Raw genomic sequence first — 25,544 nt, 5'->3', positions numbered from 1 at the left:
CGTCGGTTTCTGCCCCGAAACCTCCATCGTAGGGGGGTCGTACAGGCTCCCGGTCGCTAGCTTCCCGTTCACCGTTCACCGTTCACCCCCTCCCTACCCGGATCCCCGATGCTGCTGCTCGCCACCGCTGTCACGGCTGCCTTCCTCGTGGTGCCCGGCCCCGCCGATCCTGACCCGCGGGTGCATTCGGGGCGAGCGGGGCAGACCGCCGTCAAGCCGCCCCGGTTGGCGGGGGTGGCGACCATCGATGGCGTGCTGGACGAGCCGATGTGGGGGCAGGCCGCGGTGTTGACGGGCTTCTCGCAGTTCACTCCGGTTGATGGCGTGGCGGCGGGCGACTCGACCGAGGTCCTGGTCTGGTACTCGGCCACCGCGCTGCACATCGGGGTTCGGGCGTTCGCGCCGGGCGGCACGGTGCGGGCCACGCTGGCCGAGCGGGACCGGATCGGCAGCGATGACCAGGTCCAGCTGTATCTCTCGACCTTCAACGACGGGCGGCAGGCATCGTACTTCGCCGTCAACCCGCTGGGCGTGCAGGCGGACGGCGCGCTGAACGAGTCGGGCGGGGTGTCGTGCGGGATGATGGGGTGCGGCGCCTCGACGCGGCAGTCCCCCGACCTGTCACAGGACTTTGTCTGGACCTCCAAGGGGACGGTGACCGCGGACGGCTACGTCGTGGAGATGCGGATTCCCTTCAAGAGCATCCGCATGCAGGGGAGCAAGGTGCAGACGTGGGGAATCAACCTGCTCCGCAGGGTGCAGCGGAGCGGGCAGGAACAGACGTGGACGGCCGCCAAGCTCGCGTCCTCCTCCTTTCTGGCGCAGTCGGGCCGGCTCGAAGGGCTGACGGATCTCGACACCGGCCACGCGCTCGACATCATCCCGACGATCACGTCGCGGGTGACGGGTGCGCCGCCGTCGGGCAGTGGCCGATTCGACTACGGCGGTGGGACGCCGGAGTTCGGCGGCGACCTCCGCTACGGCGTGACCCCCAACCTGACGTTGCGCGCCACGGCGCATCCCGACTTCTCGCAGGTCGAGAGCGACGTCACGCAGTTCGCGTTCGACCCGCGGCAGGCCGTGCGCTACGCGGAGCGTCGGCCCTTCTTCCTCGACGGCGTCGAGCAGTTCGACGCCCCGTTCGGGTTGATCTACACGCGCCGCATCGTGCAGCCGGTGTTCGCCACGAAGTTGACGGGCAAGGTCGGCAACAATCAGATCGGCGTGATGGCGGCGGTGGACGATCAGGCCGGCTCCGCCTTCGACAGCCATCCGGTCTACGGCATCGTCCGCGCCTCCCACGACCTCGGCCCCGGCTCGAGGATCGCAGGATTGTGGACCGAGCAACATGACGGCGATGCCACCAACCGCGTCCTCGGCATCGACGGCCGATTGGTGATCAAGGGAATCAACTCGCTGACCTGGAGCGCGGCGTACGCCCACGACAACCGCAACGGCGTGGTGACCAACGCGCCGATCTTCAGTGCCGGGTTCCGGCGCGCCGGGCGCAACCTCCGGCTCAACTACTCGATGAACGCGGTGCCGGGCGACTTCATCACGCGCACGGGGCTGATCGGCCAGCGCGACGTCGCCAACGTGGTCATCGACCACAGCTACACCTGGCTCCTCGGCCGGAAGACGGTGGAATCGGTGACCGGCGGCGTCTCGGTGCAGGGGACCTGGAAGTACGACAACTTCGTCCACGGCGGCGAGATCCTCAACCGCTACCTCCACTTCAACACGACGGCGCGGCTCAAGGGTGGCTGGAATGTCGGGGCGTCGTACTTCGTGGAGACGTTCGGCTACGACTCGACGATCTACCGCGGCGTCTATGTGCAGCAGGCCAACGGCGACGTCACGCCGTTCACCGGCGGCGGGCAGCGGTTGCCGAACAACGACTATGTCCTGCAGTTCAACACCCCGGCGTGGAAGCACTTCGATTTCAGCGGCTTCACGCTGATCGGGTTGAACGACGAGAACTACGCCGAGTGGTCGTCGGGGCGGTTGTTCACGACGAACCTCGGGATGAACATCCGGCCCAATGACCAGCTCCGGCTCGGCTTCTCGGTCAACGAGAACCGCGTCTACCGCGCGACGGACCACAGCCGCGTCCTGCTGCAGGACGTCCTGGTCGGCCGCGTCGAATACCAGATCTCGCGGGCGATGCAGATCCGCCTGATCACCCAGTACTCCATCGACACGCGTGATTCGCTGCGTGATGATGGACGCACCAACCTGCCGCTGGTCGTGCAGCAGGGCAACGCGTTCGTCCCGGCCGCGGCGTACGATCGACGCAGCCTGCAGGCCAACTTCCTCTTCACCTACCTGCCGAACCCGGGCACGGTGATGTACCTCGGTTACGGCAACCTCCGCCAGCGGCCCGACCTCGATGGGCGCGCGGCGCTGGGGCCGACGCGGAGCGACTTCTTCTTGAAGCTCAGCTATTTGCTCAAGATGAGGGGATAGTTCGGCAAGGGAGAAGCGAGAAGCGAGAAGCGTGGCTCGGCGGGAAGATCTCTCCGCTGGGCCACGCTTCTCGCTTCTCGCTTCTCGCTTCTCGAGCTACGCCAGTCTGCTGCTCCCATTCGCCGCATCGACGAAGGCCTCGAAGAGGCGGCCGACGCCGGCGTCACCGCCTTCGAACATTTCGGGGTGCCACTGGACGCCGACGGCGAAGCCTTCCGTGGCTTCGGCGGCCTCGATGAGGCCGTCGGGGGCCGTGGCGGTGGCGACCAGGTTGTAGCCGAGGGTGCGAATGCCCTGATGGTGCATCGAATTCACCGACACGGCGCCGTGCCCGAGGGCTTCGCCGAGGCGGGAATCGCCGCGGACTTCGACGTCGTGGGCGCGGTGTTCGCGGGCCCAGCCGGCCGTCGGGAAGAAGTCGTGCTTGAGTGACTCGGGGCGTTCCTCGGCGAGGTCCTGCCAGAGGGAGCCGCCGAGCGCGACGTTGAGCACTTGCAGACCGCGGCAGAGGCCGAGGAGCGGCTTGGCGTCCTTGACGGCCCAGCGGGCGATCACCAATTCGGAGGTGTCACGGGCGGGGTCGAGGCGGCCGAGCTTCTCGTGGCGCGGGGTGCGGTAGTAGGCGGGGTCGATGTCGACGCCGCCAGGAATCAGCACGCCGTCGATCCGCTCGTAAATGGCCCGCAGGGTGGCCGGGTCCTCGGCCAGCAGCGGGATCAGCACGGGGACGCCGCCCGCCGCCATCACGGCGTGGACATAGCGCTGGTTCATCACCCAGGAGACGGGGAGGTCCTGGGGGATGCCGTCGATGGCGTGCAGGGTCTGCGTTGTCACCCCGATGAGGGGCCTGGTCCGGGCCATCTACCGCACTCCTTCCGCTGTTTCTGCCACGAGGCGATCCACCACGTCGTGAAGATTGCCAGTTTCGCGCCACGTCGCCAGCTGGCGGTCCGCCGAGGTCCCCTCGTTGAGGATCTTGTAGGCGTATTCGACCTCCTTCCGGGAGCCGAGCTCGTCGAGGACGTCATCGAGGAACCACTCGATCAGCTCGCGGATCAGGTCGCGGGCGGGGAACTCCTCGCCCTTGCCGAGGTCGATCAGCTTCCCTTCGAGGCCATAGCGGATGGCCCGCCACTTGTTCTCCTCGATGAAGTGCACCGAGTACTGGCGGAAGGTCAGGTTGTCGCGGCGCAGCTTCCAGAGCTTGAAGCAGATCGCCTGGAAGATGGCGCCGATGCAGACGGCCTCGTCGACGCGGGTGCAGATGTCGCAGATCCGGAACTCGAGCGTCGGGTAGCTCCAGCTCGGCCGCACGTCCCACCAGATCTTGGAGGCGTTGGGGATCGAGTTGGTCTTGACCGACAGGTTGACCAGCGACTCGAAGTCGTTCCACGATTCCATGGTGCGCGGGATGCCGGTGCGCGGGAAGTTGCGGAAGACGATGCTGCGGTAGCTCTTGAGGCCGGTGTTGCGGCCGAACCAGAACGGCGACGAGGTCGAGAGCGCGAGGACGTGCGGCAGGAAATAGCGGCAGACGTTCATCGCGTCGATGAGGAACTCGCGGTCCTCGATGCCGATGTGCACGTGGGTGCCGAAGATCAGCAGCCGCTGCGCGAGGTCCTGCAGGTCCTCCTTCACGCCGACGTAGCGATCGAGCGGCGTGATCTCCTGATCCATCCACTTCGAGAAGGGGTGCGTGCCGGCGGCGGCGATCACCAGGCCATTCTTCGCGGCGAGGTCCATCACCATGCCGCGGAGCCGGACGATTTCCGCACGCGCCTCCGCCGGGGTGTGGCAGACCTGGGTGCCGACCTCGACCATCGACTGGTGCAACTCCGGCTTGATCTCGCGGAGGATCGCGGAGTCGGCCTTGAGCATCTCGGTGATGTAGCTCTTCAGCTCGCGAGTCACCGGATCGATGATCTGGTACTCCTCCTCGATGCCGATCGTGAACGACGGCTGCTTCATGATCATCGGGGCTCCACGACGAAGGTGGGAATGGTGGAGCCGCCACCGGCGGTGACGTTCACCAGGGTCGAGGTCGAGATGCGGGTGAGGCAGCCGTCCATGAACGCGCCGTGCCAGCAGAACGGCGCGGTGTCGACGATCCGATCCTCGACGTGGAGCGCGCCCTCGTGGATGGCGGGGAACGGCTCGCTCGGCAGGGCGATCCGGCGCTGCACGACGTACGGCTCCGCCACGGCGCGCGCGACAGCGGCGTGCCAGGTGGTGTCGTCGACTTCCCAGCCGAGGACGATGCCGGTGCCGCCGTAGTCGTCGTTCGGCTTGAGGACGAGCGACTCGCGCTCCCGGAGCATCCAGGGGAGGAGATCGATGGCGGTTCCGTCGATCACCGTCTTCCGCTCCTCGACCACGCGGGTCCAGGGGACGTGCGTGGCGATGGCGGCCTGCTCGGCCCCGGAGAAGCGGCCGGCATTGCGTTCGTCGGAGAGCACGGCGAGCGAGGCCTTCTTGTGCAGCGGCTTGCAGGCGAACGGATTCACCATGCAGACCGCGCCGTCGGCCACGGCGCGCACCATCGGATGCTCGAGTCCGCCCTCGGCGATCAACTCATGCAGCAGGACGCGCTTGTAGATCAGGTCGATCACCGTGCCATCGGCGTCCTTGAGCTTGCCGCCCTCGTAGCGCAGCGCCTCCGGTGTCGTGATCCGGCAGGGGACACCCATCGCGCGGAAATAGTCGAGGCAGATCCGGAACTCGGCCTGGGTCGGGACGTCGTCCCAGTCCACGATGGCGATGCTCGGCACGGTGCGCACGCCGCGGAAACGATGCCAGCTCTCGAGCAGGACGTTGTGCACGTGCCCCATCGCGGGGAGCGGGCGCACCACCCAGTGCTCGAGGAAGGGGCGCATCGCCGGCAGCGCGAGGAAGAGCTCGGCCAGCGCATCGGTGTAGCCGGTGCCGGCCGGGGTCTCGCCGTTGTATTCGGTGATCCGGGCGATGCCGCTCACCGGGTCGATGAAGGCGTCGAGGCGCGAGAGGGGCGCCGCCACATGGAGCCGGGGTGCGGTGGCGAGGAGCTGCTCCTCCCAGTCGGCGAGCCGGAACTGCGCGCGGAAGGCGTCGTCGTCCTGCGCCATCGCACCGGCGTGGCGGAAGGCGCCGAGCAGCGAGGCCGACGCGGTGCGGAGCGTGTCGTATTCGGCGGGACTCAGGAAGCGCGGCCGAATGACGGTGCAGAGCGGCCGCTCGCCGAAGGTCAGGCCGATGTCGCGCTGGCGCGCGGTCAGCCACTCCGACGACTCGCGGGCGAGTCCGTCGTCGAGACCGTCATGGTAGGCGGCGACCGCGTGCTGGCTCATCCCGTGCGCTCGTGTCCGGCGAAGAGGTGCTTCGCCTTCGGCTTCGGGGCGACCCGCTCCTCGAGGGCCAGCGCGATCGTCACGTCAGCCATCGTCTGCACGGCCCACTCGAAGTGGGTCGGCGTGAGCGAGTTGATGTCGAAGTCCGGCGCCGGATTCATGAAGTCGATGGCGTAGGGGACGCCGTCGCGGATGGCGAATTCGATCGAGTTCATGTCGTAGCCGAGGGCGCGGCAGAGCTTCCGCACCTGCTTGATGATCGTCTCCTTCATCTCGGGCTCGAGGAACTCGCCGACGTGGTACTTCCGCTCCTTCGGGTCGTACTTCATCACCAGGACATGCTCGCGGCCGATGCAGAGGCAGCGGATGAACTCCTCCCAGACGATGAACTCCTGCACGATCATCGTCAGCATGCCGCAGCGGTCGTAGTGATAGAGCAGTTCGTCGAGGGTGTGGCAGACGTAGACGTCGCGCCAGCCGCCGCCGTGGGCATCCTTGAGGATGCAGGGGAGGCCGATGTGGTCGATGATCCCCTGCCAGTCGAGCGGATACTCGAGGTTGCGCAGCGATTCGTCGTGCTTGATGCCGGGGACGTAGTCCTTGTTCGGCAGCAGGATCGTCTTGGGCGAGCGAATGTCGTTCGCCTCGGCGAGGGTCGCGCCGAAGAACTTGTCGTCGGCGGTCCACATGAAGGGATTGTTGATCACCTTTACGCCCCGCGTCGCGGCGTGCTTGAGCCAGGTGCGATAGAACGGCACCTCGTGGGAGATGCGGTCGACGACCACGTCCCAGGGGATGACGTCGTCGAGGGTCGGCCCACCGAGCGTGACGAACTCCGCCACCACGCCGGCGTCGCGCCGATTCACTTCCTCGATGAAGGCGGGGGGCCACGACCACTCGCGTCCCACCAGGAGTCCGATGCGCTTCGGGCCGGCCTGCGATTCCTTGCTCATGACAACCTCAGTCGTGTCCACCGATGTAGAGTCGCACCATCTGCTTCCACCAGGGCCAATCGTGTGCCCAGCCGTCCCAGAGACGGAGGGCGTTGCCGATCCCGCGCTCCCAGAGGACGCGGGAGAATGCCTCGTTGCCGGGACGCAGCGGGTCGTCGCGCCCCACGGCCAGGATGATGTCCATCCGGCGGAAGGCCTCGAGGCGCGCCGGGTCATGCTCGTGCCGCATGAAGTCGGCGGGATTGTACGCGTACACCAGGTCGTCCGAGTAGCCGTGCGTGAGCCGCTTGATGTCGACCAGGCCGCTCATCGCCAGGACGCGACTGACGAGATGCGGATAGCGGCAGCCGAACGCCAGCGCGTGGTAGGCGCCGAAGGACGCCCCCATCGTGATCAGAAACGGATTCGGATTGCTGACCAGGGTGAAGGGCACCACTTCGTCGCGCAGATACGCGTCATAGCGCGCGTGCCACACGGCCTGATGGTGCGGGTGCGCGTGATCGTCGTACCAGCTCTCGGCGTCGACCGACGCGACGCAGATCAACTGCAGATGGCCCGCCGAGAGCTGATCGGCGAGCAGCTGCGCCATCCCCTGGTCTTCCCATTCGTGGAACCGTCCCATCGAGGTCGGAAAGACCAGCACGCGCGCCCCGGCATGGCCATGCACCACGAGTTCCATCGACCGCCCCAGGAGGTTCGGGCTCTCCCAGCGGTGGGTGGTACGCTGCCACATCCTGTCGGGTCCGGCGTTGAGGGTGAAGAGAGAAAGTAACAGCGAACGGCGAACCGCGAACGGCGGACAGCGATCAAGTGACCTGTGACCTGTAACCCGTGACCAGGGGTGTTCCGGGGGAGAGGTCACTGGTTACCGGTCACCGCTGTTTCGGTGCACTATGAAACAATTGAGTACCCGTCCCCGAATTGCCCGAACGTCGATCTGGCTCCGGCGTGCAAGTGGGTACTTGCTACGTTGAACGTTGTTAGGTAATATCGTCTCATGGACATCAGATCATCGCTGCTCGAAGTCACCGCCCAGCTCTTTGCCGAACATGGCTGGCGCGGCACGACCACCCGCCGGATCGCCGAGGCGGCCGGGGTCAACGAAGTGACCGTCTTCCGGCACTTCGGGTCGAAGGAGGTCCTGCTCCGCGAGGCCATCGAGTCCGCGGCCACCGTGGGACCGTTGGCAATCCTCCCGGAGGAGCCGGGGCAGGTGCGGGAGGAGTTGTTGTCGTGGGCCATGGCGGTTCATGCGCATGTCCTGGGGCAGCGCAAGCTGATCCGGACGGCGCTGGCCGAGTTCGAGGAGCATCCCGAGGTGGCCCCGGTGAGTTGCGAGGGGGCGATGCGGGCGATGGAACAGATGGTGGGGTATCTCACGAAGGCGCGTGCGCGTGGACTGATCGCTGACGAGGGGTCGCTCGAAGGGGCGACCGTAATGCTGATGAATGCAATCTTTCTGGATGGAATCACCCGCGACGTGGTGCCGTCGTGCGGTGGCATGACGGCGCCCGTGACGATCGAGGCTTTCGTCGACCTGATGACGCGCGCGCTGGGGGTGACGGCGTGAGGGGGGCGTGGGTGGTGGTGGGGGCGATGATCGTCGGGGCGGGGCCTATGGGGGCGCAGGCGCGGGCGACGGTAGGGGCGACGCATGCGTCGCCCCAACCCAAGGCCAGCATTGGCCCATTGGGTGAGCCCGTGCGCCTGACGTTGGCGGACGCATTGGCCCGCATGGATTCGGCGTCGGAGTCGGTCGGGATCGCGCGCGCCGCGGTGCGGAGCGCGGAGGCCGGCCAGATGAGGGCGCGGTCGGCGTATCTGCCGCAGCTGAACGGCAGCGTCGCCTACACCCGCACCCTCAAGACGCAGTTCTCGGGGTTGTCGACGGGGAGCAACGACTCCACGCCGGCACCGACGAATTGCGGGACCTTCCGCCCCAATCCTGCGCTGCCACTCGCCGAGCGACTCGACTCGCTCGAGCGCGGTCTCGACTGCACCGCGAACGGCAATGGCGGACTCGACTTCTCGAATCTGCCGTTCGGCCGCGCCAACCAATGGAACTTCGGCCTCTCGGCGACGCAGACGATCTACAACCCGGCGCTGGCCGGTCGGCGTGGTGCGGCGAATGCCGCCCTCGATCGGGCCGAGCTCGCGCTGGCAGCTGAGCGCGCCAAGGCAATTCTCGACGGGGCGCAGGCGTACCTCGATGCGCAGCTGGCGGAGCGGTTGCTGGCGATCGCCGACTCCTCGTTGGCTCAGGCCGAGCGCACGCTCGGCGAGACGCGCCTTGCGCGGGAAGTCGGCAACGCCGCCGAGTTCGACCTGCTGCGTGCCTCGGTGGCACGCGACAACCAGCGCCCGATCGTGATTCAGCGTCGGGTGCAGCGCGATCAGGCGTTGCTCCGGCTGCGGCAACTGCTCGATCTGCCGGCCGGGACGACGCTCTCCCTGGTCACGCCGCTCGGAGACACCAGTGCGGTCGCCCTGCCGACCTTCGCCGCGACGATCGCGGCGGCCGGCAGCGGCGGCGCGATGGACCGCGCCCCGGTGCGCCAGGCCGAAGCCGGGCTGCGCGCCAGCGCGGGCAACCTCTCCTCTGCGCGCGGGACCCGGTTGCCGTCGTTGGCGCTGAGCAGCGACTACGCCAAGATCGCCTTCCCCGACGATGTCTTCGGGATCAAGAACTTCCTGACCGACTGGACCGTCGCCGTGCGCGTCCGGGTCCCGCTCTTCACGGGCGGCGCGCTGCGTTCCGACGTGCTGGCCGCCGAGGCCGCGCGGGATGATGCCGCGCTCCGCCTGCGCCAGGCGACCGAAGTGGCGACGCGCGAAGCGGAGTCATTGCAGCTCGAGCTTCAGGGCGCCGAAGCGTCCTGGGCCGCGAGCGCCGGCACGGCGGAGCAGGCCGCGCGCGCCTACGCGATCAGCGAGGTCCGGGTACGCAACGGCCTCTCGACGTTGACCGACTTGGCGGAGGCCCGGCTGCAGTTGCAGCAGGCCGAGGCGAATCGTGCGCAGGCCGCGCGCGACCTGCAGGTGACGCGCCTCCGCATGGCGCTCTTGCGTGACCTTCCGTTTGGCACTGCCGCTTCGGGTGGCTTCTGATGCGTTCCTTCCTGACCCCACGGCCCGCGATGACGGGCGTTGAGACGACCATGCCGACCCCCCAGTCCCTTCTGCGGCGCTTTGTGCGCCTCGCCCCACTCGTCGTGCTCGCCACGGCGGCTTGCAGCAAGCCCGCGGCCGAAGAGGCCGCACCTGAACCGCCGGTGCAGGTGGCGGCGGACCAAGTGGCGATGGTGGATTCGCTCGAGGTCGAGAGCGGCCCCGCCCTCTCCGGCACGCTGACCGCCGAGCGCACCGCGCAGGTCCGCTCCCAGATGAGCGGCACCGTGCTCGCACTCTACGTCAAGGAAGGGCAGGCGGTGAGCGCCGGTCAGGCGATCGCGCTGATCGACACCACGGTCGCGGCGGAGCAGGCGCGCTCGGCGCGCTCGGCGCTCCGAAGTGCCCAGGTGCAGGCGCAGCTCGCGACGCGCAATGCCGAACGGGCCGCCACGCTCCTGAAGGCCGGCGCGATTGCCGATCGGGACGAGGAAGGTGCCCGAGCGCAGGCGCAGTCCGCAGCGGCTGCGGTGGCCGACGCAACGTCGCGGCTCGCCTCGGCCGAGAAGCTGCTGCGTGACGGCACGGTGCGCGCGCCGTTCGCCGGCGTCATCAGTGAACTGCCGGTGAGCACGGGCGACGTGGTGCAGGGCGGGGCCGGTGGCGCGACGCTGCTGGCGACGGTGGTCGACCCGACCGAGCTCACCCTCGAGGCCTCGGTCCCGGCGGAGCACCTCGGCGCGATCAAGCGCGGCGCCCAGGTCGAGTTCACGCTCAACGGGATGAGCACGAAGGTGGTGACGGGAACGGTGGCGCGGATCAATCCGACCGTCGATGCCACCACGCGCCAGGTGCGGATCTACATCGTGGTGCCGAATCGCAATCAGGCACTCGCCAGCGGTCTCTTCGCCGAAGGGCGGGTGACGGTCGAGGCGACGCGCGCCCTCGCGGTGCCGATCTCGGCGCTCGATCCGCGCGCGACGACGCCGTCGGTGAAGCGGCTGAAGGGCGGCAAGGTCGAGCTGGTGCCGGTCACGGTCGGCTTGCGCGATGCGCTGCGCGAGCGGGTCGTCGTGACCGGCGTGGCGCGTGGCGACACGGTGCTCCTCGGCGGCGCGATCGGCACCCCAACCGGCTCGTCGGTGCGCATCACGCGCGCCGACGGCTGATCGGAGCGCGACGCCATGTGGATCTCTGATTTCGCCATCAAGCGCCCGATGATCACCATCGTCTCGATGCTGGCGCTGGTGGCGTTCGGTGTCGCGGCGCTGTTCAACCTGCAGACCGACGAGTTCCCCGACATCCAGCAGCCGATCGTCGCGGTGAGCATCGTCTATCCGGGCGCCTCGCCGGACATCGTCGAGCGCGAGATCGTCGAGCCGATCGAAGAGGCCGTGCTCGCCATCGCCGGCGTCGACCGCACCAAGACCAAGGTCAACGCGGTGGACGGGCTGGCGCAGTTCACGGTCTTCTTCGAGTTCTCGAAGCCGGTGGCGGAGGCGTCACAGGACGTGCGCGACGCGATCGCGGCGATCCGCGACGAGCTGCCGACCGAAATGAAGGAGCCGATCATCACTCGGTTCGATCCGGCGCAGCAGTCGCTGCTGTCGTTGAGCCTGGCGTCGGCGACGATGTCGCCGGAGGCCCTGACGCGCGTGGCCGACCCGACCGTGGTGCGGGCGCTGCGCTCGGTGCCGGGTGTGGCCGAGGTCACGGTGGTCGGCGGGTCGTATCCGGAGATGACGGTGCAGATCAAGCCGGCCGCGATGCAGGCCGCCGGAGTCGGCGTCGACGCGATCGTCGCGGCGGTGGGGCAGCAGAACCTCGCGGCGCCAGTCGGCCGCCTCAATGGTGCACTCGAGGAGCGCTCGATCCGGCTCAAGGGACGCCTGGCCGATGCCGAGGCGTTCCGGCAGCTGGTGATCACCAGCCGCAACGGGACGCTGGTGCGGCTCGGTGACGTGGCCGACGTGTTCGAGGGGAACGAGGAGCAGCGGACCGCCGCGAACTTCAGCGGCAAGCCGGCGGTCGGCATCGAGGTCAAGAAGGCGAAGGGCTATTCGACCACCGCGGTGGTGGCCTCGCTCAAGGAGGAGTTGGCGCGCCTCGAGGGCACGCTGCCCGGCGACGCGAAGGTGAGCATCGTCCGTGACCAGGGTTTCCGGGTCGAGCGCGCGGTGGCGAACGTGCAGTCGGCGCTCATCGAAGGCGCCGTGCTGACGGTGCTGGTGGTCTTCCTCTTCCTGAACTCGTGGCGCTCGACGGTGATCACCGGCCTGGCGCTGCCGGTCTCGGTGCTCGCGTCGTTCATCGCGGTATGGGCGTTCGGCTTCACGCTCAACACGATGTCGCTGCTCGGCCTCTCGCTGGCGATCGGCATCCTGATCGACGACGCCATCGTGGTGCGCGAGAACATCGTGCGCCACATCGAGATGGGGAAGGACCACATGACGGCCTCCCACGAGGGGACGGCCGAGATCGGGCTGGCGGTGGCGGCGACGACCTTCTCGATCGTCGCGGTGTTCGTGCCGATCGCCTTCATGTCGGGGCAGGCGGGGCAGTGGTTCAAGCCGTTCGCGCTGACGATTGCCTGCGCCGTGCTGGTGTCGCTGTTCGTCTCCTTCTCGCTCGACCCGATGCTCTCGGCCTACTGGGCCGATCCGCACAAGGAAGAGCACGAGAAGGGCGTCATCACCCGGACGCTCGACAAGTTCAATCGCTGGTTCGACCGGATGACCGAGGGGTACACGAGCGTCGTCGGCTGGGCGCTCGACCATCGCAAGTCGATGGTGTTCCTGGCGCTCCTCTCGTTCGTCGGGGCCTTGGTGCTCCAGGGGACGATCGGCGGCTTCGGCTTCGTGCCGGTGGCCGACCGGTCGGAGTTCGAGGCGATCGTCGAGTCGCCGCCGAGCGCCAACCTGGCCTACACGATGGAGCGCGCCGAGGCGGTGGCGAAGATCGCGCGCGCGCACCCCGAGGTGGCCTACACCTACATCACGGCGGGGAATCCGCTGCCGATGCGGACGCCCGGCGTCGACCAGGCGCAGGTGTACGTCAAGCTGACGCCCAAGGCGGAGCGGAAGACGTCGCAGGCCGACATCGCCACGATGCTGCGGAAGGAGTTCCAGCAGGTCGGCGGCGTGAACGTCTCGGTCTATTCCTCCGGCTTTGCCGGCGCGATGAAGGAGATCCAGTTCGAACTGCAGGGGCCGGACGCGGCGGTGCTGACGCAGCTGGCCGAGCGGGCCGGGGCCGCGGCGCAGACGGTGAAGGGTGCCGTGGACGTCGGGTTGTCGGTGCGCGGTACCCGCGAAGAGGAGACCGTCGACCTCAACCGCGGGCTGGCCGGCTCGCTCGGGCTCTCGGTGGCGCAGGTGGCGCAGGCGCTGCGGCCGTCGTTCGCCGGCATCGATGCGGGCGACTGGGTCGACCCGACCGGCGAGACGCGCGACGTCCGGATCCGGCTCGCGCCGGATGCGCGGTCGCGCTCGGCGGACCTGGCGCAGCTGCCGATCACCGTCCGTGGCGCCAATGGCACCACGAGTACGGTGCCGCTCGGCCAGATCGCCACGGTGCGGAGCGAGATCGCGCCGGGGCAGATCGACCACCTCGACCGCAACAAGGTGATCACCCTCGGTGCCAACACCGACGGCCGCGCGTTGACCGAGGTCTCGGTCGACATCCGGGCCAAGCTCGACAAGCTCGGCTTCCCGCCGGGGTACGGCATCATCGAGGGCGGGCAGGGGCGCGACCAGGCCGAGGTGTTCCGCAACGTCTTCACGGCGCTCGGCATCGCGGTGCTGATGATGTACCTGATCCTGGTGGTGCAGTTCGGCTCGTTCCTCGATCCGATCGCCATCCTGGTCTCGCTGCCGCTCTCGCTGATCGGCGTCGTGGTGACGCTGATCCTGACCGGCGACACGATCAACATCATGTCGCTGATCGGGGTGATCCTGCTGATGGGGATCGTGGCGAAGAACGCCATCCTGCTGATCGACTTCGCGAAGTGGGCGCGCGAGAAGAAGGGGCTCCCGCTGCGCGAGGCGCTGATCGAGGCGGGGCGGATCCGGCTCCGGCCGATCCTGATGACCACCTTCGCGCTGATCGCCGGGATGATCCCGGTAGCGCTCGGCCTCGGCGAAGGCGCCGACTTCCGCGCCCCGCTCGGCCGCGCCGTCATCGGCGGCACGATCACCTCGACGATCCTCACGCTGCTGGTGATCCCGACGTTCTACGAGATCATCGACGGGATGCGGACCCGCTTCGCGAATTTTGCAGGACGGTACTTCGTGGGGGCGTCGGAGTGGCGCGCGAAGACGGGGGAGTTTGTGGTGCCGGTGAAGGAGTCGTAAGTCGTAAGTCGTAAGTCGTAGGTCGTAAGTCATCCCGAGCGACGCGAGGGACCTGCGTGGCAGCCACCACGCAGATCCCTCACGTTGTTCGGGATGACGCCATACACGACTTACGACCTACGACTTAGGACCTACGACCTATTTCAGCATCCCCACCAATCTCGTCCACTGCTCATCGACCCTCCGGCCCCACGACGCCTCGTCGTGGTCGCCGTCGGGATCTTCGAGGTAGTGCAGCCCCTGATTCAGTTTCCAGCCGCGGGTGACGAGGAGGTCGCGCATCTGGCGGACTTCGTCGAGCTGGTCGTCGCCTTCCTTCACGCCGGTGTCGAGCCAGAGCTGGCCGACGGGACCGGGCTGCGTCGCGATCCAGTCGTAGATCGCGCCGCCGGCATACCAGAGCGCGGGGGAGAGGACCCAGGCGGCGCCGAAGGTGCCGGCTTCCTGGATCATCGCGTAGAGGGCGAGGAGGCCACCCATCGAGGAGCCGCCGATGCCGGTGGAGGCGCGCTCGGGGCGGGTGCGGAAGGAGCGGTCGATCAGCGGCTTCACGGTGCGCGCGACGTAGCGGAGGTAGGCTGTCCCTCGCCGACGCCGTGGATCACGTCATCGAAGGGGGAGTACTCGCGCAGCCGGCCGTGGCCGAGGTTGGGAGTGCCGACGAGGATGACGGGATGCCTGGGGTGCGCGGCCATCGTCTCGAGGAGACTCCAGTGCCCGGCGTAGGAGGTCATCGGGTCGAAGCAGTTCTGGCCGTCCTGCAGGTAGACGACGGGATAGCGGGTGCGCGGGTGCTGGTCGTAGCCGGGTGGCAGGGCGACCATGATGTCGCGCACCGCGTCGCCTGGCCCGGTCACCTCCTCGAAGCTCCAGAGCGTAGGCGGCTCGTGGGCGTCGGGGAAGGCGACGGGCAGCGGGAGGAGGATGGGGTGGGCACGGGGGGCCAAGGATAATCGCGAACAGGAACGGCGAAAAGCGAACGGCCAGAAGCGTGGCCCAGTGAGGGAGATCTCCCCGCCAGACCACGCTTCTCGCTTCTCGCTTCTCGTTACCTACGCTGTTCGACTAGAACAGCGTGCTGATCCCCACCAGGACGCGGCGGCCGATGACGGCACCACCGAACATCTGGTAGCGCTGCTGGTCGAGGATGTTCACGCCGTTGGCGAACAGCCGGTAGCCTTCGCCGGTGTCGAAGCCGATGGTGGCGTTGATCTGCTGCTGCGCCGGGACGCGGCCGACGAAGACGCCGGCGGCCCAGTCATACGAGGCCACGAAGCGGGAGGACAGCGAGGCGTTGATGCCGTTGCGTGCCCCTTCGTAGGTCAAGCCGAGCGTCGCCTTGCGGTCCGGCGTGTTCGGCAGGAGCTGGTCGCCGGCGCGCTGGCTGTTGACGGTGAAGTCGAAGAACGAGAAGGTGGCATCGGCCCGCAGCTCGGAGGTCAGCTGGACGCCGACGCCGACGTCGAGGCCCTTCTGGTCGACGTCACCCGCGTTGGTGTACGAGACGAGCACCGCGGTGTTGCCGTTCTCGTCGCGGGTGAGGCCGGCGGCGGCGAGCGCCGTGGCCGGGTTCGCACCCAGCTGCGCCTTGATCGCACCGATGAGGCCCGGCACCGCGGCACCCGGGACCGCGGCGGGCGCGGTCCAGTACGGGAACGCCGAGTTCACGCCCGGGAGGAGGTCGGTGATGAAGCCGGTGATGTTGTTCTGGTAGAGATCCACCGTGACATACACCTTCTCGCTCAGCGCGCCCTTGTAGCCCACCTCATAGCCGGTGGTCTTCTCGACGTCGAGGGCCGCGTTGCCGCGGGCAAGCACTGGCACCGAGGCGGAGTTGGTGAACAGCGTGCCGACGGGGACGCCGGCGAGCGCCGGCCCGAGCTGGGCGTTGGCGCGCAGGCCGGTCTCGAGGGCCGAGAAGTTCACCGGGGCGCCGGCGTTGGCGCGGAGGAAGAACTCCGAGTAGTTGGCGGTCTGGAACGCCTTGTTCACGGTGAAGCGGAAGGCGTGGTTCTCGTTCGGCGTGTAGACGATCGCGCCCTTCGGCGAGACCTGGCCTTCGAAGAGGTCGCCCTCGTCGTAGCGCGCGGCGCCCACGAGGCGGAGCTTGTCGCCGATACGCAGCTCGCCCTGACCGAACACCGACTTGACGGCATCGCTGCGGTCGTCGTTGGCGAGGCTCATCAGGGTGCCGAAGGTATTGAGGGCGTAGTTCCGGTACGACGCGCCGCCGATGAGGCGGAACTTGCCATCCAGGAACGTCTGGTTGCCCTGCGCTTCGATGTGCGAGACGGTGCCGGTCTCCATCAGGCCGATGCCGCTGTTGAGCAGGTACGTCGTGTCGATCGACTCGCGGCGGTTCATGTAGCCGAAGACGTTCAGGTGGCCGCTGTTGTAGGCGGCGCGAACGAACGGCTTCCGGGTCAGGCCCACCTGGGCCCGGCCGATGCCGGTCACCAGCACTTCGCCCTCGACCTGCGACGCCCCACCCTCAAGGGTGACGACGTTCGAACCGAAGTAGCGGTCCAGGCGCACGGCGCCGTAGGCGCTCTTGATGAGGTCACGGTCGCCCTTCGGCCGGCGAGTGCCGGTCCCCACGCAGGCGGAGCTCTGACCGTCGCAGGTCTGACCGGCCAGCGCACGGATCTCGGGGGTCTGCGCCCGGATCACGACGTCGGTGGCACCGGTACGGGCTTCCTTGTATTCGTTGCGGAGCGCGAAGGAGAACGGCGGTGCCACCTGCGGAGACGGAGTCGATGCTGGTGCGCGACCGGCTCCAGGTGTCATTGGTGCTGTAGCCGCCGGTGACGCGGATGCCGTAGCGGCCGCCGCCGAAGAGCGCCGCGTACCGGCCGTCGATCTTCTTCGAGGAGAGCCCGCCGACCGACGCGCTGACTCGGCCGCCGAGCGCTTCCCGCGGCGAGAGCGTGGTCATGTTGAGCACGCCGGCGAAGGCGTTCGGACCGTAGAGTGCCGAACCCGGGCCGCGGACCAACTCCATCCCGCGCATGTCTTCGGTCGACACGGTGAGCGAGTTCCACTCCTGCGAGCCGAGGAAGTCGATCGCCAGGTCGCGGCCGTCGAGCAGCGTGAGCACGCGACGGTTGAGGGACGAGTTGAAGCCGCGCGCGTTGATGTTGAAGTCGTTGACGCCGCTCTGGACGATGTCGACGCCGGCGGTCTGCGCCAGCGCGAGCGGCGCCTGGCCGGTGGCGCCGGTGGCCTGCAGCACCCGCGGCTCGATGCTCGAGACGGCGGCCGGCGCTTCGACGATCCGCTCCGGCTCCTTCGAGGCCGCGGTGACGGTCAGGTCGCCGAGGGCCACGGCCTTCGGCTCCAGCTCCGCATCGACGGTCTGGTCGGTGCTCACCGTGACGGTCTTCTCGACCGGCGCGTAGCCGAGCCAGCGGAAGACGAGCGTCTGGCTCCCCGCGGGGACGCGGAGGAAGACGTACTTGCCGTTGCCGTTGGTGGTGGTGGCGATCGTGGTGCCCTTGAGCGTGACGACCACGCCCGCGACCGGTTGATTGTCGCCGGACCGGGTAACCGTGCCGCGGATCGCCGCGATCTGCTGCGCGGTCAGCGGGGTCACCGCGCCGAGCAGGAGTGCGAGCGCCGCGCCGAGACGAACGTTCCTCAGGAACATGCCGTCAATCCTTTGCTGGAGTATGCAGGGGGGTGAGCAGAACCAATGGGCCTGGCGGTAAAGATCATTGCGGAATGGGATTTGGGGAAGAGTCTCCCCCGGTCTGAGGGCCGAGGGCGGCGGCAAAGCGACGGACCACCCCCCCCGCGGGTTCGATCGCCGTGATCCGGGCGACCGAGCGACCCGCCTGCCAGTACTCCACCTTGCCGTGGGCGTCCAGCGAACTGCGCTTGAGCTGCCAGAGCGAGCGGAGGGCGTAGATCGTCCGCATCCAGTGGCGGGTGCGCCGGCCCCGGAGCATCCACCGTGCGATGGGACCCGCCCGGAGCCCCATTCGTTCCACGAGGGGCGTCCGGATGATCGCCACCGGAACCCCGGTAATGCGTTCCGAGAGGACGATATCATCTTCGCCGGCCTTGAGGATCGCCGCCTTGTAGGCGTCGCTCGTCCGGCACTCCGTGGTGGCGATGAAGCGGGTGCCACACTGGACGGCGGCATAGCCGAGGTCGAGCATCGCCCGAAATTCATCGGCCTCACCGACGCCACCGGCCGCCACCACCGGGACGCCGAAGGGCGTCAGCTCGCGAAGGAGGGTGACGGCGTCGCGCCCACCCGCGTGTCCGCCGGCGCGTCGGTTCACGGCAATCAGCCCATGCACGCCCCCCGCGAGGGCCTTCTCGGCCCACTTCGGTTCGGTGACATCGTGATACACGACCCCGCCGACGGCGGCGACCCGCTCGACGACCCAGCGCGGATTCCCCAGCGAGGTGATGAAGAAGCGGATCCCCTCCTCGAGGGCGATCCCGATCCACTCCTCCATCTGCACCCGATAGCGCGCAGATGACTGCTCGATCAGGGCGTTCATGCCGATCGGCTTCGGCGTGAGCGACCGGATGAGGCGCAGCCCGTCGCGGAAGCCATGTCCATGCACGTAGGTCAGCGCGATCGGCTGCACCACGCCGAGCCCGCCGGCGTCGGACACCGCCGCCACCAGCTCCGGATTGGAGCAGGGATACATCGGGCCGCAGATGAGCGGGACCTCGACGCCGGCCGCTCGAGTGAAGGGCGTCTCCATCAGAGCGCCTCCAGGCGCCAGGTGACGGTGGCCACGGCGACCTCGTCGCCGGCGGCATCGCGGATGGTCGCGGTGACCTCGGTGTCGATCGGTTCGGTGCCGACGCTCGGTGGTGTCGCGCGGCACTCGGCGAGCAACCGACCACGCGCCTTCTTGCCGTAGCTGATGCGCAGCCCGGTCACGATACCGCGGACATTCGCCGGCACCGCGGTGAGCATCGCGAGCCCACTGGTCACCTCGGCCAGGTTGACCAGGGCGATGGCGTGGACCGAGCGGAGGTGATTCCGGACGGCGCGACGGTCACGCAGCGAGACGATGACGTGGCCCGGCACGAGCTGTTCGACCCGCGCACCGATCGACCCGGTGTACGGCACCATCCAGCCGAGGAGGCGCGAGAAGAGCCAGCGGCCGCCGGGGGAGGGCGTGGAGCCGGGCCCAGGTGGCCAGCAGGCGGGGCGCGGGGGAGACTGCCATCAGCGCCGCCGGCGCCGCCGGGCGCCGTGGCGGATCAGCATCTCCGAGCTGTCGATCGGCGGGAGGGCGCCGCGCGGACGGAAGCGGCGGCGCATCGGGAGCCAGCACCGCACGCTGCGCCGGTAGAATTCGTAGTCGCGGCCGAAGCGCCGTTGCAGTTCGTGTTCGGAGCCCGGGCGAATCAGCAAGTGCCAGAGGAGGCGAGCAGCGCGAGGTAGCCGACCAGCAGTGCCGATCCGGTGTAGATGCAGACGCCGATGCCCTGGGCGATCGTGGAGGTGGCAATCGGATTGCGCAGCCAGGCGAAGGGGCCCGTGACCACGAGCTTGGCGGGCGGCGTGAAGAGCACGGCCACCCCTTGGCCACGAATGGCGAGCGTGAGGCGACTCCAGAGATTGAAGGCGGCGGCGAGCGAGAAGACCACGAGCCCGGGAATGACCATGGGCTCGATGCCGACGTGGCGGAGCTCCTCGGCCTGCTGCCACCGGACGATGGCGCGCGGGATGTAGTACTGCAGCACACCCCAGCTGACGGCGCCCTGCAGCAGCGCCGTCACGACGGGCCACGCCACGCGGGTGATGCGACGCATCCGGACTCGGGGTGCGGGGAGTCGAGGCGCGCGGGCTTACGCCCGCGCGGCCACCGTGTTCGCGAGGAGGTACTCGATCACATCGACCGCGGAATAGCTGGTGCGGCCCTGCAGGAACTCGGCGATCATGGTGAGGTCGTCCCCGCTGGTGAGCAGCTGGGTCTCCTGGAAACCGTCTTCCCGGAATTGGCCGATGTTCACGTTGGCCATCAGGGAGTTGCAGAGACAGCGGCGGCCGGTCGTCTCCGCGATGTCGCCGCCCTTCTTCACGTAGTCCTCGATCGGCTCCGAGGCGCAGCGGAAGCCGATCTTGCCGTCTTCGCGCGCATAGGCGGTGCGCAGGTAGCCCAGGTCGCAGATGCGCTTGCGAGGAATGCCGGCATCCTTGTCGCCACTCCAGGTCACCACCTTGAACGGATAGCCCGTCGGTGAGGCGAGCGGGTCGGTGCGGACGGCCACTTCGCCCCGGAGGGCGCTCTCCAGCACGGAGCGCTTCAGCTCGGCGGTGAAGCCGGACTCATTCGAGAAGGCGAAGAGCGTCCCGATCTGGATGCCGGCCGCACCGGCCGCCTTGGCCTTGCAAAGGCGGTCGGGCCATCCTTCGCCGCCTGCCAGCCAGAAGGGGAGACCGAGCTCGGCGATCTGCGACAGGTCGACGACGTCGCGCTCGCCGTAGATCGGCTCGCCGGCGTCGTTGAGGATCATGGTGCCGCGCGGCGGCGCATTGTGGCCACCGGCCGTCGGCCCCTCGATGATGAAGCCCTGCACGCCGCCGCCACCCTTGCGGGCAAGCATCGTCGCGAGCGAGTTCGACGCGACGATGGCGAGGAACGCGGGGCGCGTCACCGGAATCGGCGTGGCACCATCCCAGTGGTCGGCGGGGTCGAGCGTGATGTACTCGGTGCGTCCTTCCTCGAGCCCGAGCACGTCCATCTTCAACTGCGCCTGCTGGTGCGTCGCGAAGGCGTCGAGTGCCGGCGGAATTTCGCGCGGGATGCCGGCGCCCATCAGGATGTAGTCCACCCCGGCGAGCATGCTGCCATACAGCGCCGCCAGATTGGGGCGCTGGATCTTGGTCAGCAGGTTGGCACCCACGAGACCGTCGTGCCCTTCCTTGGCGAGCCAGACTTCGGCGAAGGCGGCCAGCATCTGGGCCTCTTCGCGCTCGCGGCGGACGACCTGCTTGTACATCGGGAGCAGCGCGTACGGCTTCCCCGGCTCGCGTCCCTCGGGGAGGAAGTACTTCGTCAGGAAGCCATCGGCCGCCCGACGAATCGGGAACGCGGCCAGCGCCCGACGCATGTGACCACCGGCGTCGCCGTCCTGCAGTCGACGCACCAGGACCGTGTCGATGCCGGTCGCGGAGATCACCCCGAGCTGTCCGGCCATCGAGACGGTTCGCGCGAGGCGCCAATCGGAGACGGCGACTCCCATCCCGCCCTGAATGATCTCGGGCAGCGGGTGCGTGATCATGGCGTGGTCAGCCATCAGGGGCGGCGGCGTGTGGTAGGGCGCCCGCGCGCCGACGAGGCCCGGGGGCGGTCGCCGCGGGGGCGGTGGGAGCGGCAGGAGCGGCACCCGGCTGAGCGGCGCGGCGGGCCGCCTTCTCCTTGGCGCGGGCGCGCTCATCCGACTTGCGGGCCCGGATCGCGGCGATCCGCTCGGCGAGCGGGACCTCGAGCGCGACGTCGGGCTTGGCGCGATAGTCGAAATCGGGGACGGTCACGCGTGGCAGGCGCTTGTTGAGCACCTTCTCGATCTGGCGCAACTCGCTCTCTTCTTCCGGGGCCACGAAGGTGAAGGCATCGCCGGTCGCCTCGGCGCGCGCCGTCCGGCCGATCCGGTGGATGTAATCCTCGGGGACCAGCGGGACGTCGAAGTTCACGACGTGGCCGAGCTCCTCGATGTCGATGCCGCGGGCGACGATGTCGGTCGCGACGAGGACGCGATACTTCCCCTTCTTGAAGCCGGCGAGGGCCTCGGTCCGCTGGGCCTGCGAGCGATTGCCGTGGATCCGTTCCGCCGGAATGCCGTGCTTGCTCAGGAAGGCATGCAGCCGGTTGGCGCGGTGCTTGGTGCGGGTGAAGACCAGGACTTCCTGCATCTCGCCGCGCTGCAGCAGCGTGAGCAGCAGCGTCGACTTCAGCTCCTGCGCCACCGGGTAGAGCGCCTGGGTGATGCCGACGGCCGGCTTGGACTGCCGCTCGAGGTTGATCAGCACCGGATCCTTCAGCATCTCGCGCACCAGCGTCATGATCGGCGCCGGCATGGTGGCCGAGAAGAAGAGCGTCTGGCGCTTGGCCGGCACGTGCTTGAGGATCCGCTTGATGTCCGGCAGGAAGCCCATGTCGAGCATCCGGTCGGCCTCGTCGAGGACCAGGTATTCGATGCCCGGGAGCTTGCCATACTGCGACTTGAAGTGGTCGAGCAACCGGCCCGGCGTCGCGATCATGACGTCAACGCCGCTGCGGAAGGCGTGCTCCTGCGGCCCCATCCCCACGCCACCGAAGACGGCGGCGCCGGTGATCGGGGTGTGGACGGCGAGATCGTTCAGGTCGGCGAGGATCTGCGCGGCCAGTTCCCGGGTCGGCGTCAGGATCAGCGTCCGGGTGGTCCGGCGCGGCTTGTCCATGAGCTGGTGCAGGATCGGCAGCAGGAAGGCCGCGGTCTTGCCGCTGCCGGTCTGGGCGCAGGCGAGCACGTCGCGACCCGCCAGGGCCGGCGGGATGGCATCCGCCTGGATCGGGGTCGGACGGGTAAAGCCGAGTTCCTTGATGCCGCGCAGGAGGTCGGGATGCAGGTCGAGACTACTGAAAGGCACGCAAGATCCTAGGTCGGGGACGGTGTTTCGCACGAGGCAACCTAACAACCTGTCCCACCGAATGACGACAGACGGGCTCCTGCGACCCATGCTCAGGAGTGATACGCCCCGAGTGGGGCGATTGTTCGCACTTTGGCCATTCCCGGGGTGGCCTACGGGCCCGGGGTGGTGAGCTCGCGGAGCCAGATGTTGCGAAACTGTACAGTGACGCCGTGATCTTGCAGGGCGATCGGGAGCCGGTCGGGGTGGGCGGAATAGGGGGTGCGGACGCCGTTGCTGGTAGGCCCCAGCAGGATCGCCTCCTGATGGACCAGGATTCCGTTGTGGAAGACGGTCATCCGGGCGGGGACGGCGAGGAGGCCGGCAGCGTCAAAAATCGGGCGGCGGAAGACGATATCGTAGCTCTGCCACTCCCCGGGTGCCCGTGACGCATTCACGAGGGGAGGGAACTGGCCGTAGATCGAGGCTGCCTGGCCGTCGGCGTAGGTGGTGTTCTCCCACGAATCGAGGATCTGGAGCTCGTAGCGCCCCATGAAGAAGACGCCGCTGTTGCCGCGCTCCTGGCCGGTCCCCTTCACCTCCTTGGGGGTCCGCCACTCGAGGTGGAGCTGGACGTCGCCGAACGGTTGCCGGGTCCGGATGGTGCCTTTGCCCGGAACGACTTCCAACGCCTGACCGACGATCCGCCAGGGAGCCGCCCCGCCGGAGGAGTCCTTGCCGGTCTGCCACGCGGCGAGCGAGCTGCCGTCGAAGAGGACGATGGCATCGGCGGGTGCGGGGACCGGGGCGCCGGCCGGGCCGGGGTGGACAATCGGCGGCTTCGGGCGCGTCATCGAGTGCTGCGACCACTCGACGGGTGCCTGGCCGGCAAGGGGGAGGATCAGGGTGGTGGTCAGGACGGCGAGACGAGCGAGCGGGTTCAGCATGACAGCTCTCCGGGGGAATGCGCCAAGCGCGGCGGCGCAGTAAGTTATCGCGCCGGCTCAACGCATGGTGTTCCACCCGTCACGGATCGTCGATCGGTCCCGTGTCGTCCTCCCCTCGGAGAATCAATTCTATGGTTTCGCTGCTCCGCGTCGCGGGGGTGGTGACGTGCGTCGCCACGATCGCATCGCCGCTCTCCGCCCAGCGCAACGCCCCGGCGGCCTACGCCATCACCAATGCCCGATTGGTCCCGGTCTCGTCGCCGGCGATCGACCAGGGCACGGTGGTCATCCGCGGCGGTTTGATCGTCGCGGTCGGCGCCACGGTCGCCGTTCCCGCCGATGCCCGCGTGATTGATGGCACGGGCCTGACGGTCTACCCTGGCCTGATTGATGGCTTCGGCACGCTCGGTCTGCCGTCGGCGACGCCGGCCGCGGCCGGTGCTGCCGCCCCGCCGGGAGGTGGCGGCGGGCGTGGCGGTGGTGGTGCCGCGGCGCCACGGGCGCCGAATTCGACCCAGGCGGTGGGGTTGCAGCCGGAACTCGCGGTGGTCAACGAACTCGGGCCGGACGCCGCGTCGTTCACCGCGGCGCGCGCGGCAGGCTTCACCACGGCGTTCACCTCGATCGGTGGCGGCGTCTTCCGCGGGCAGTCGGCGGTGATCAACCTCGACGGCACCGACGTCTCGGCGATGGTGGTGAAGAGCGGGATGACGCAGCAGCTCGCCTTCTCGCGCGGCGGCGGTGGGGGCGGCTTCCCGGGATCGTTGTTCGGCGTCTTCGCGGCGATCCGACAGGAGCTGCTCGACGCGCAGCGCTATCGCGAGGTGACGGCCGCGTATGCGCGGAGTCCGAAGGGAATGGTGCGGCCGGCCTACGATCCCTCGATGGTGGCGCTGCAGCCGGTGCTCGCGCGGCAGATCCCGATGGTGATGCTCGCCAACACGCAGCGCGAAATCGAGCGTGCGCTCGACCTCGCGAAGGAGTTCAACCTGCGCGTGATCATCGCGGGCGGGACCGAGGCGTGGAAGGTGGCGGGACGGCTCAAGGCGGAGAACGTCCCGGTGCTGCTGACGGTCAACTTCCCGCGCCGCACGACGACGCCGGCCGCGGACGCCGACCCCGATCCGCTGCGCGTGCTGCGCGAGCGCGTCGAGGCGCCGAAGGGCCCGGCCGTGCTGGAGGCGGCCGGCGTGACCTACGCCTTCACCTCGGGCGGGGCCTTCCCCGAGTTCCTCGCGAATGTCCGCCGCGCCGTCGGGGGTGGCTTGACCACGGAGCAGGCGCTCAAGGCGATGACGACGACGCCGGCGCAGCTCTTCGGCATCGCCGATCGGATGGGTGCGCTCGAAGCGGGTCGGATCGCCAACCTGACGATCACCAAGGGCGATCTCTTCGCCCTGGGCAGCACGGTGCAGCAGCTCTTCATCGATGGCCAGCCGATCGCGATTCCGGTGACGGCGCCGACGGCGGGAGCGGGGGCGGGTGGTGGACGTGGTGCGCGGCCGGGCACGCTGGAAGGCCAGTGGACCGCGCGGATCGCCTTCGACGGCGCCGAGCGTGAGGTCACCTTCACGTTGACGCAGGACGGGGCGTCGCTCGGTGGCGTGCTCGAGGGGACGTTCGGGTCGGCCGTGCTCGAGGAAGGCAGCATCGCGGCGGACGGCACCTTCCGCTTCGCCGCCTGGCTGATGCATCACGACGGACTGGAGCGGGCGCAGTTCCGCGGCACGCGGCGGGGCGATGCCCTCGTCGGCGAGGTCGCGGTCCAGGGCCATGGCACGTCGCGCTTCACCGGCAGCCAGGAGCGCTGA

21 protein-coding genes are annotated in these 25,544 nt (G+C 68.6%); 6 read left to right on the top strand and 15 right to left on the bottom strand.

The genetic code is table 11. The features are described 5' to 3' along the window. Positions 1–108: 108 nt before the first annotated feature. Complete coding sequence (locus IPG05_15050; protein MBK6496392.1) at positions 109–2,466, top strand: carbohydrate binding family 9 domain-containing protein; 2,358 nt, start codon at positions 109–111, stop codon at positions 2,464–2,466. Positions 2,467–2,562: 96 nt separating this feature from the next. Here IPG05_15050 and IPG05_15045 read toward each other — a convergent pair whose 3' ends face one another. From IPG05_15045 to IPG05_15025, 5 genes are read right to left on the bottom strand one after another with little or no spacing between them, the layout of a single operon-like run. Further along, a complete protein-coding gene (locus IPG05_15045; GenBank protein MBK6496391.1) occupies positions 2,563–3,327 on the bottom strand; it encodes a gamma-glutamyl-gamma-aminobutyrate hydrolase family protein in 765 nt (254 codons plus the stop codon). Continuing rightward, positions 3,328–4,434, bottom strand: coding sequence for a carboxylate-amine ligase (locus IPG05_15040; protein MBK6496390.1), 1,107 nt, complete (start codon positions 4,432–4,434; stop codon positions 3,328–3,330). It lies immediately after the preceding gene. A gap of 2 nt (positions 4,435–4,436) precedes the next feature. Beyond that, positions 4,437–5,789, bottom strand: coding sequence for a hypothetical protein (locus IPG05_15035; GenBank protein MBK6496389.1), 1,353 nt, complete (start codon positions 5,787–5,789; stop codon positions 4,437–4,439). Next, positions 5,786–6,742 (bottom strand): hypothetical protein, encoded by a 957-nt coding sequence (locus IPG05_15030; GenBank protein ID MBK6496388.1) that lies wholly within the window; start codon positions 6,740–6,742, stop codon positions 5,786–5,788. Before IPG05_15030 ends, IPG05_15035 begins: the two co-directional genes overlap by 4 nt. 7 nt (positions 6,743–6,749) lie before the next feature. Next, complete coding sequence (locus IPG05_15025) at positions 6,750–7,475, bottom strand: esterase family protein (GenBank protein ID MBK6496387.1); 726 nt, start codon at positions 7,473–7,475, stop codon at positions 6,750–6,752. Positions 7,476–7,739: 264 nt separating this feature from the next. Between IPG05_15025 and IPG05_15020 the strand changes: the two genes are divergently transcribed. The 4 genes from IPG05_15020 to IPG05_15005 all read left to right on the top strand — a co-directional run bounded on the left by IPG05_15020 (position 7,740) and on the right by IPG05_15005 (position 14,202). Further along, complete coding sequence (locus tag IPG05_15020; protein MBK6496386.1) at positions 7,740–8,312, top strand: TetR/AcrR family transcriptional regulator; 573 nt, start codon at positions 7,740–7,742, stop codon at positions 8,310–8,312. A 131-nt stretch (positions 8,313–8,443) separates the two neighbouring features. Further along, positions 8,444–9,850, top strand: a complete 1,407-nt coding sequence (locus IPG05_15015; protein MBK6496385.1) for a TolC family protein — start codon at positions 8,444–8,446, stop codon at positions 9,848–9,850. A 50-nt stretch (positions 9,851–9,900) separates the two neighbouring features. Next, positions 9,901–11,019, top strand: coding sequence for an efflux RND transporter periplasmic adaptor subunit (locus IPG05_15010; GenBank protein MBK6496384.1), 1,119 nt, complete (start codon positions 9,901–9,903; stop codon positions 11,017–11,019). A gap of 15 nt (positions 11,020–11,034) precedes the next feature. Further along, positions 11,035–14,202, top strand: coding sequence for an efflux RND transporter permease subunit (locus tag IPG05_15005; GenBank protein ID MBK6496383.1), 3,168 nt, complete (start codon positions 11,035–11,037; stop codon positions 14,200–14,202). A 138-nt stretch (positions 14,203–14,340) separates the two neighbouring features. Here IPG05_15005 and IPG05_15000 read toward each other — a convergent pair whose 3' ends face one another. The 10 genes from IPG05_15000 to IPG05_14955 all read right to left on the bottom strand — a co-directional run bounded on the left by IPG05_15000 (position 14,341) and on the right by IPG05_14955 (position 23,733). After that, a complete protein-coding gene (locus IPG05_15000; GenBank protein ID MBK6496382.1) occupies positions 14,341–14,754 on the bottom strand; it encodes a hypothetical protein in 414 nt (137 codons plus the stop codon). Next, positions 14,751–15,149 (bottom strand): hypothetical protein, encoded by a 399-nt coding sequence (locus tag IPG05_14995; protein ID MBK6496381.1) that lies wholly within the window; start codon positions 15,147–15,149, stop codon positions 14,751–14,753. Before IPG05_14995 ends, IPG05_15000 begins: the two co-directional genes overlap by 4 nt. Before the next feature lie 1,613 nt (positions 15,150–16,762). After that, on the bottom strand, positions 16,763–17,848 hold the full coding sequence (locus tag IPG05_14990) for a TonB-dependent receptor (protein MBK6496380.1): 1,086 nt from the start codon (positions 17,846–17,848) through the stop codon (positions 16,763–16,765). Between the two features lie 64 nt (positions 17,849–17,912). Continuing rightward, positions 17,913–18,923: a nitronate monooxygenase gene (locus IPG05_14985; protein ID MBK6496379.1), complete on the bottom strand. Its 1,011-nt coding sequence runs from the start codon at positions 18,921–18,923 to the stop codon at positions 17,913–17,915. Further along, complete coding sequence (locus tag IPG05_14980) at positions 18,923–19,297, bottom strand: DUF4442 domain-containing protein (protein MBK6496378.1); 375 nt, start codon at positions 19,295–19,297, stop codon at positions 18,923–18,925. Before IPG05_14980 ends, IPG05_14985 begins: the two co-directional genes overlap by 1 nt. Positions 19,298–19,396: 99 nt before the next feature. Then, on the bottom strand, positions 19,397–19,585 hold the full coding sequence (locus IPG05_14975) for a hypothetical protein (GenBank protein MBK6496377.1): 189 nt from the start codon (positions 19,583–19,585) through the stop codon (positions 19,397–19,399). Then, positions 19,579–19,986, bottom strand: a complete 408-nt coding sequence (locus IPG05_14970) for a hypothetical protein (protein ID MBK6496376.1) — start codon at positions 19,984–19,986, stop codon at positions 19,579–19,581. The genes IPG05_14975 and IPG05_14970 overlap by 7 nt, the downstream gene beginning before the upstream one ends. Before the next feature lie 36 nt (positions 19,987–20,022). Next, on the bottom strand, positions 20,023–21,459 hold the full coding sequence (locus IPG05_14965; GenBank protein ID MBK6496375.1) for a nitronate monooxygenase: 1,437 nt from the start codon (positions 21,457–21,459) through the stop codon (positions 20,023–20,025). Between the two features lie 7 nt (positions 21,460–21,466). Then, complete coding sequence (locus IPG05_14960) at positions 21,467–22,897, bottom strand: DEAD/DEAH box helicase (protein ID MBK6496374.1); 1,431 nt, start codon at positions 22,895–22,897, stop codon at positions 21,467–21,469. A gap of 62 nt (positions 22,898–22,959) precedes the next feature. Further along, positions 22,960–23,733, bottom strand: a complete 774-nt coding sequence (locus tag IPG05_14955) for a DUF1080 domain-containing protein (GenBank protein MBK6496373.1) — start codon at positions 23,731–23,733, stop codon at positions 22,960–22,962. A gap of 131 nt (positions 23,734–23,864) precedes the next feature. Here IPG05_14955 and IPG05_14950 point away from each other — a divergent pair, with 131 nt between their 5' ends. Then, positions 23,865–25,544, top strand: a complete 1,680-nt coding sequence (locus IPG05_14950) for an amidohydrolase family protein (GenBank protein MBK6496372.1) — start codon at positions 23,865–23,867, stop codon at positions 25,542–25,544.

It is taken from the genome of Gemmatimonadota bacterium, from assembly GCA_016704275.1.
Classification (GTDB): Bacteria; Gemmatimonadota; Gemmatimonadetes; order Gemmatimonadales; family GWC2-71-9; genus Palsa-1233.
This window is presented reverse-complemented; position numbering and strand designations above follow the sequence as displayed.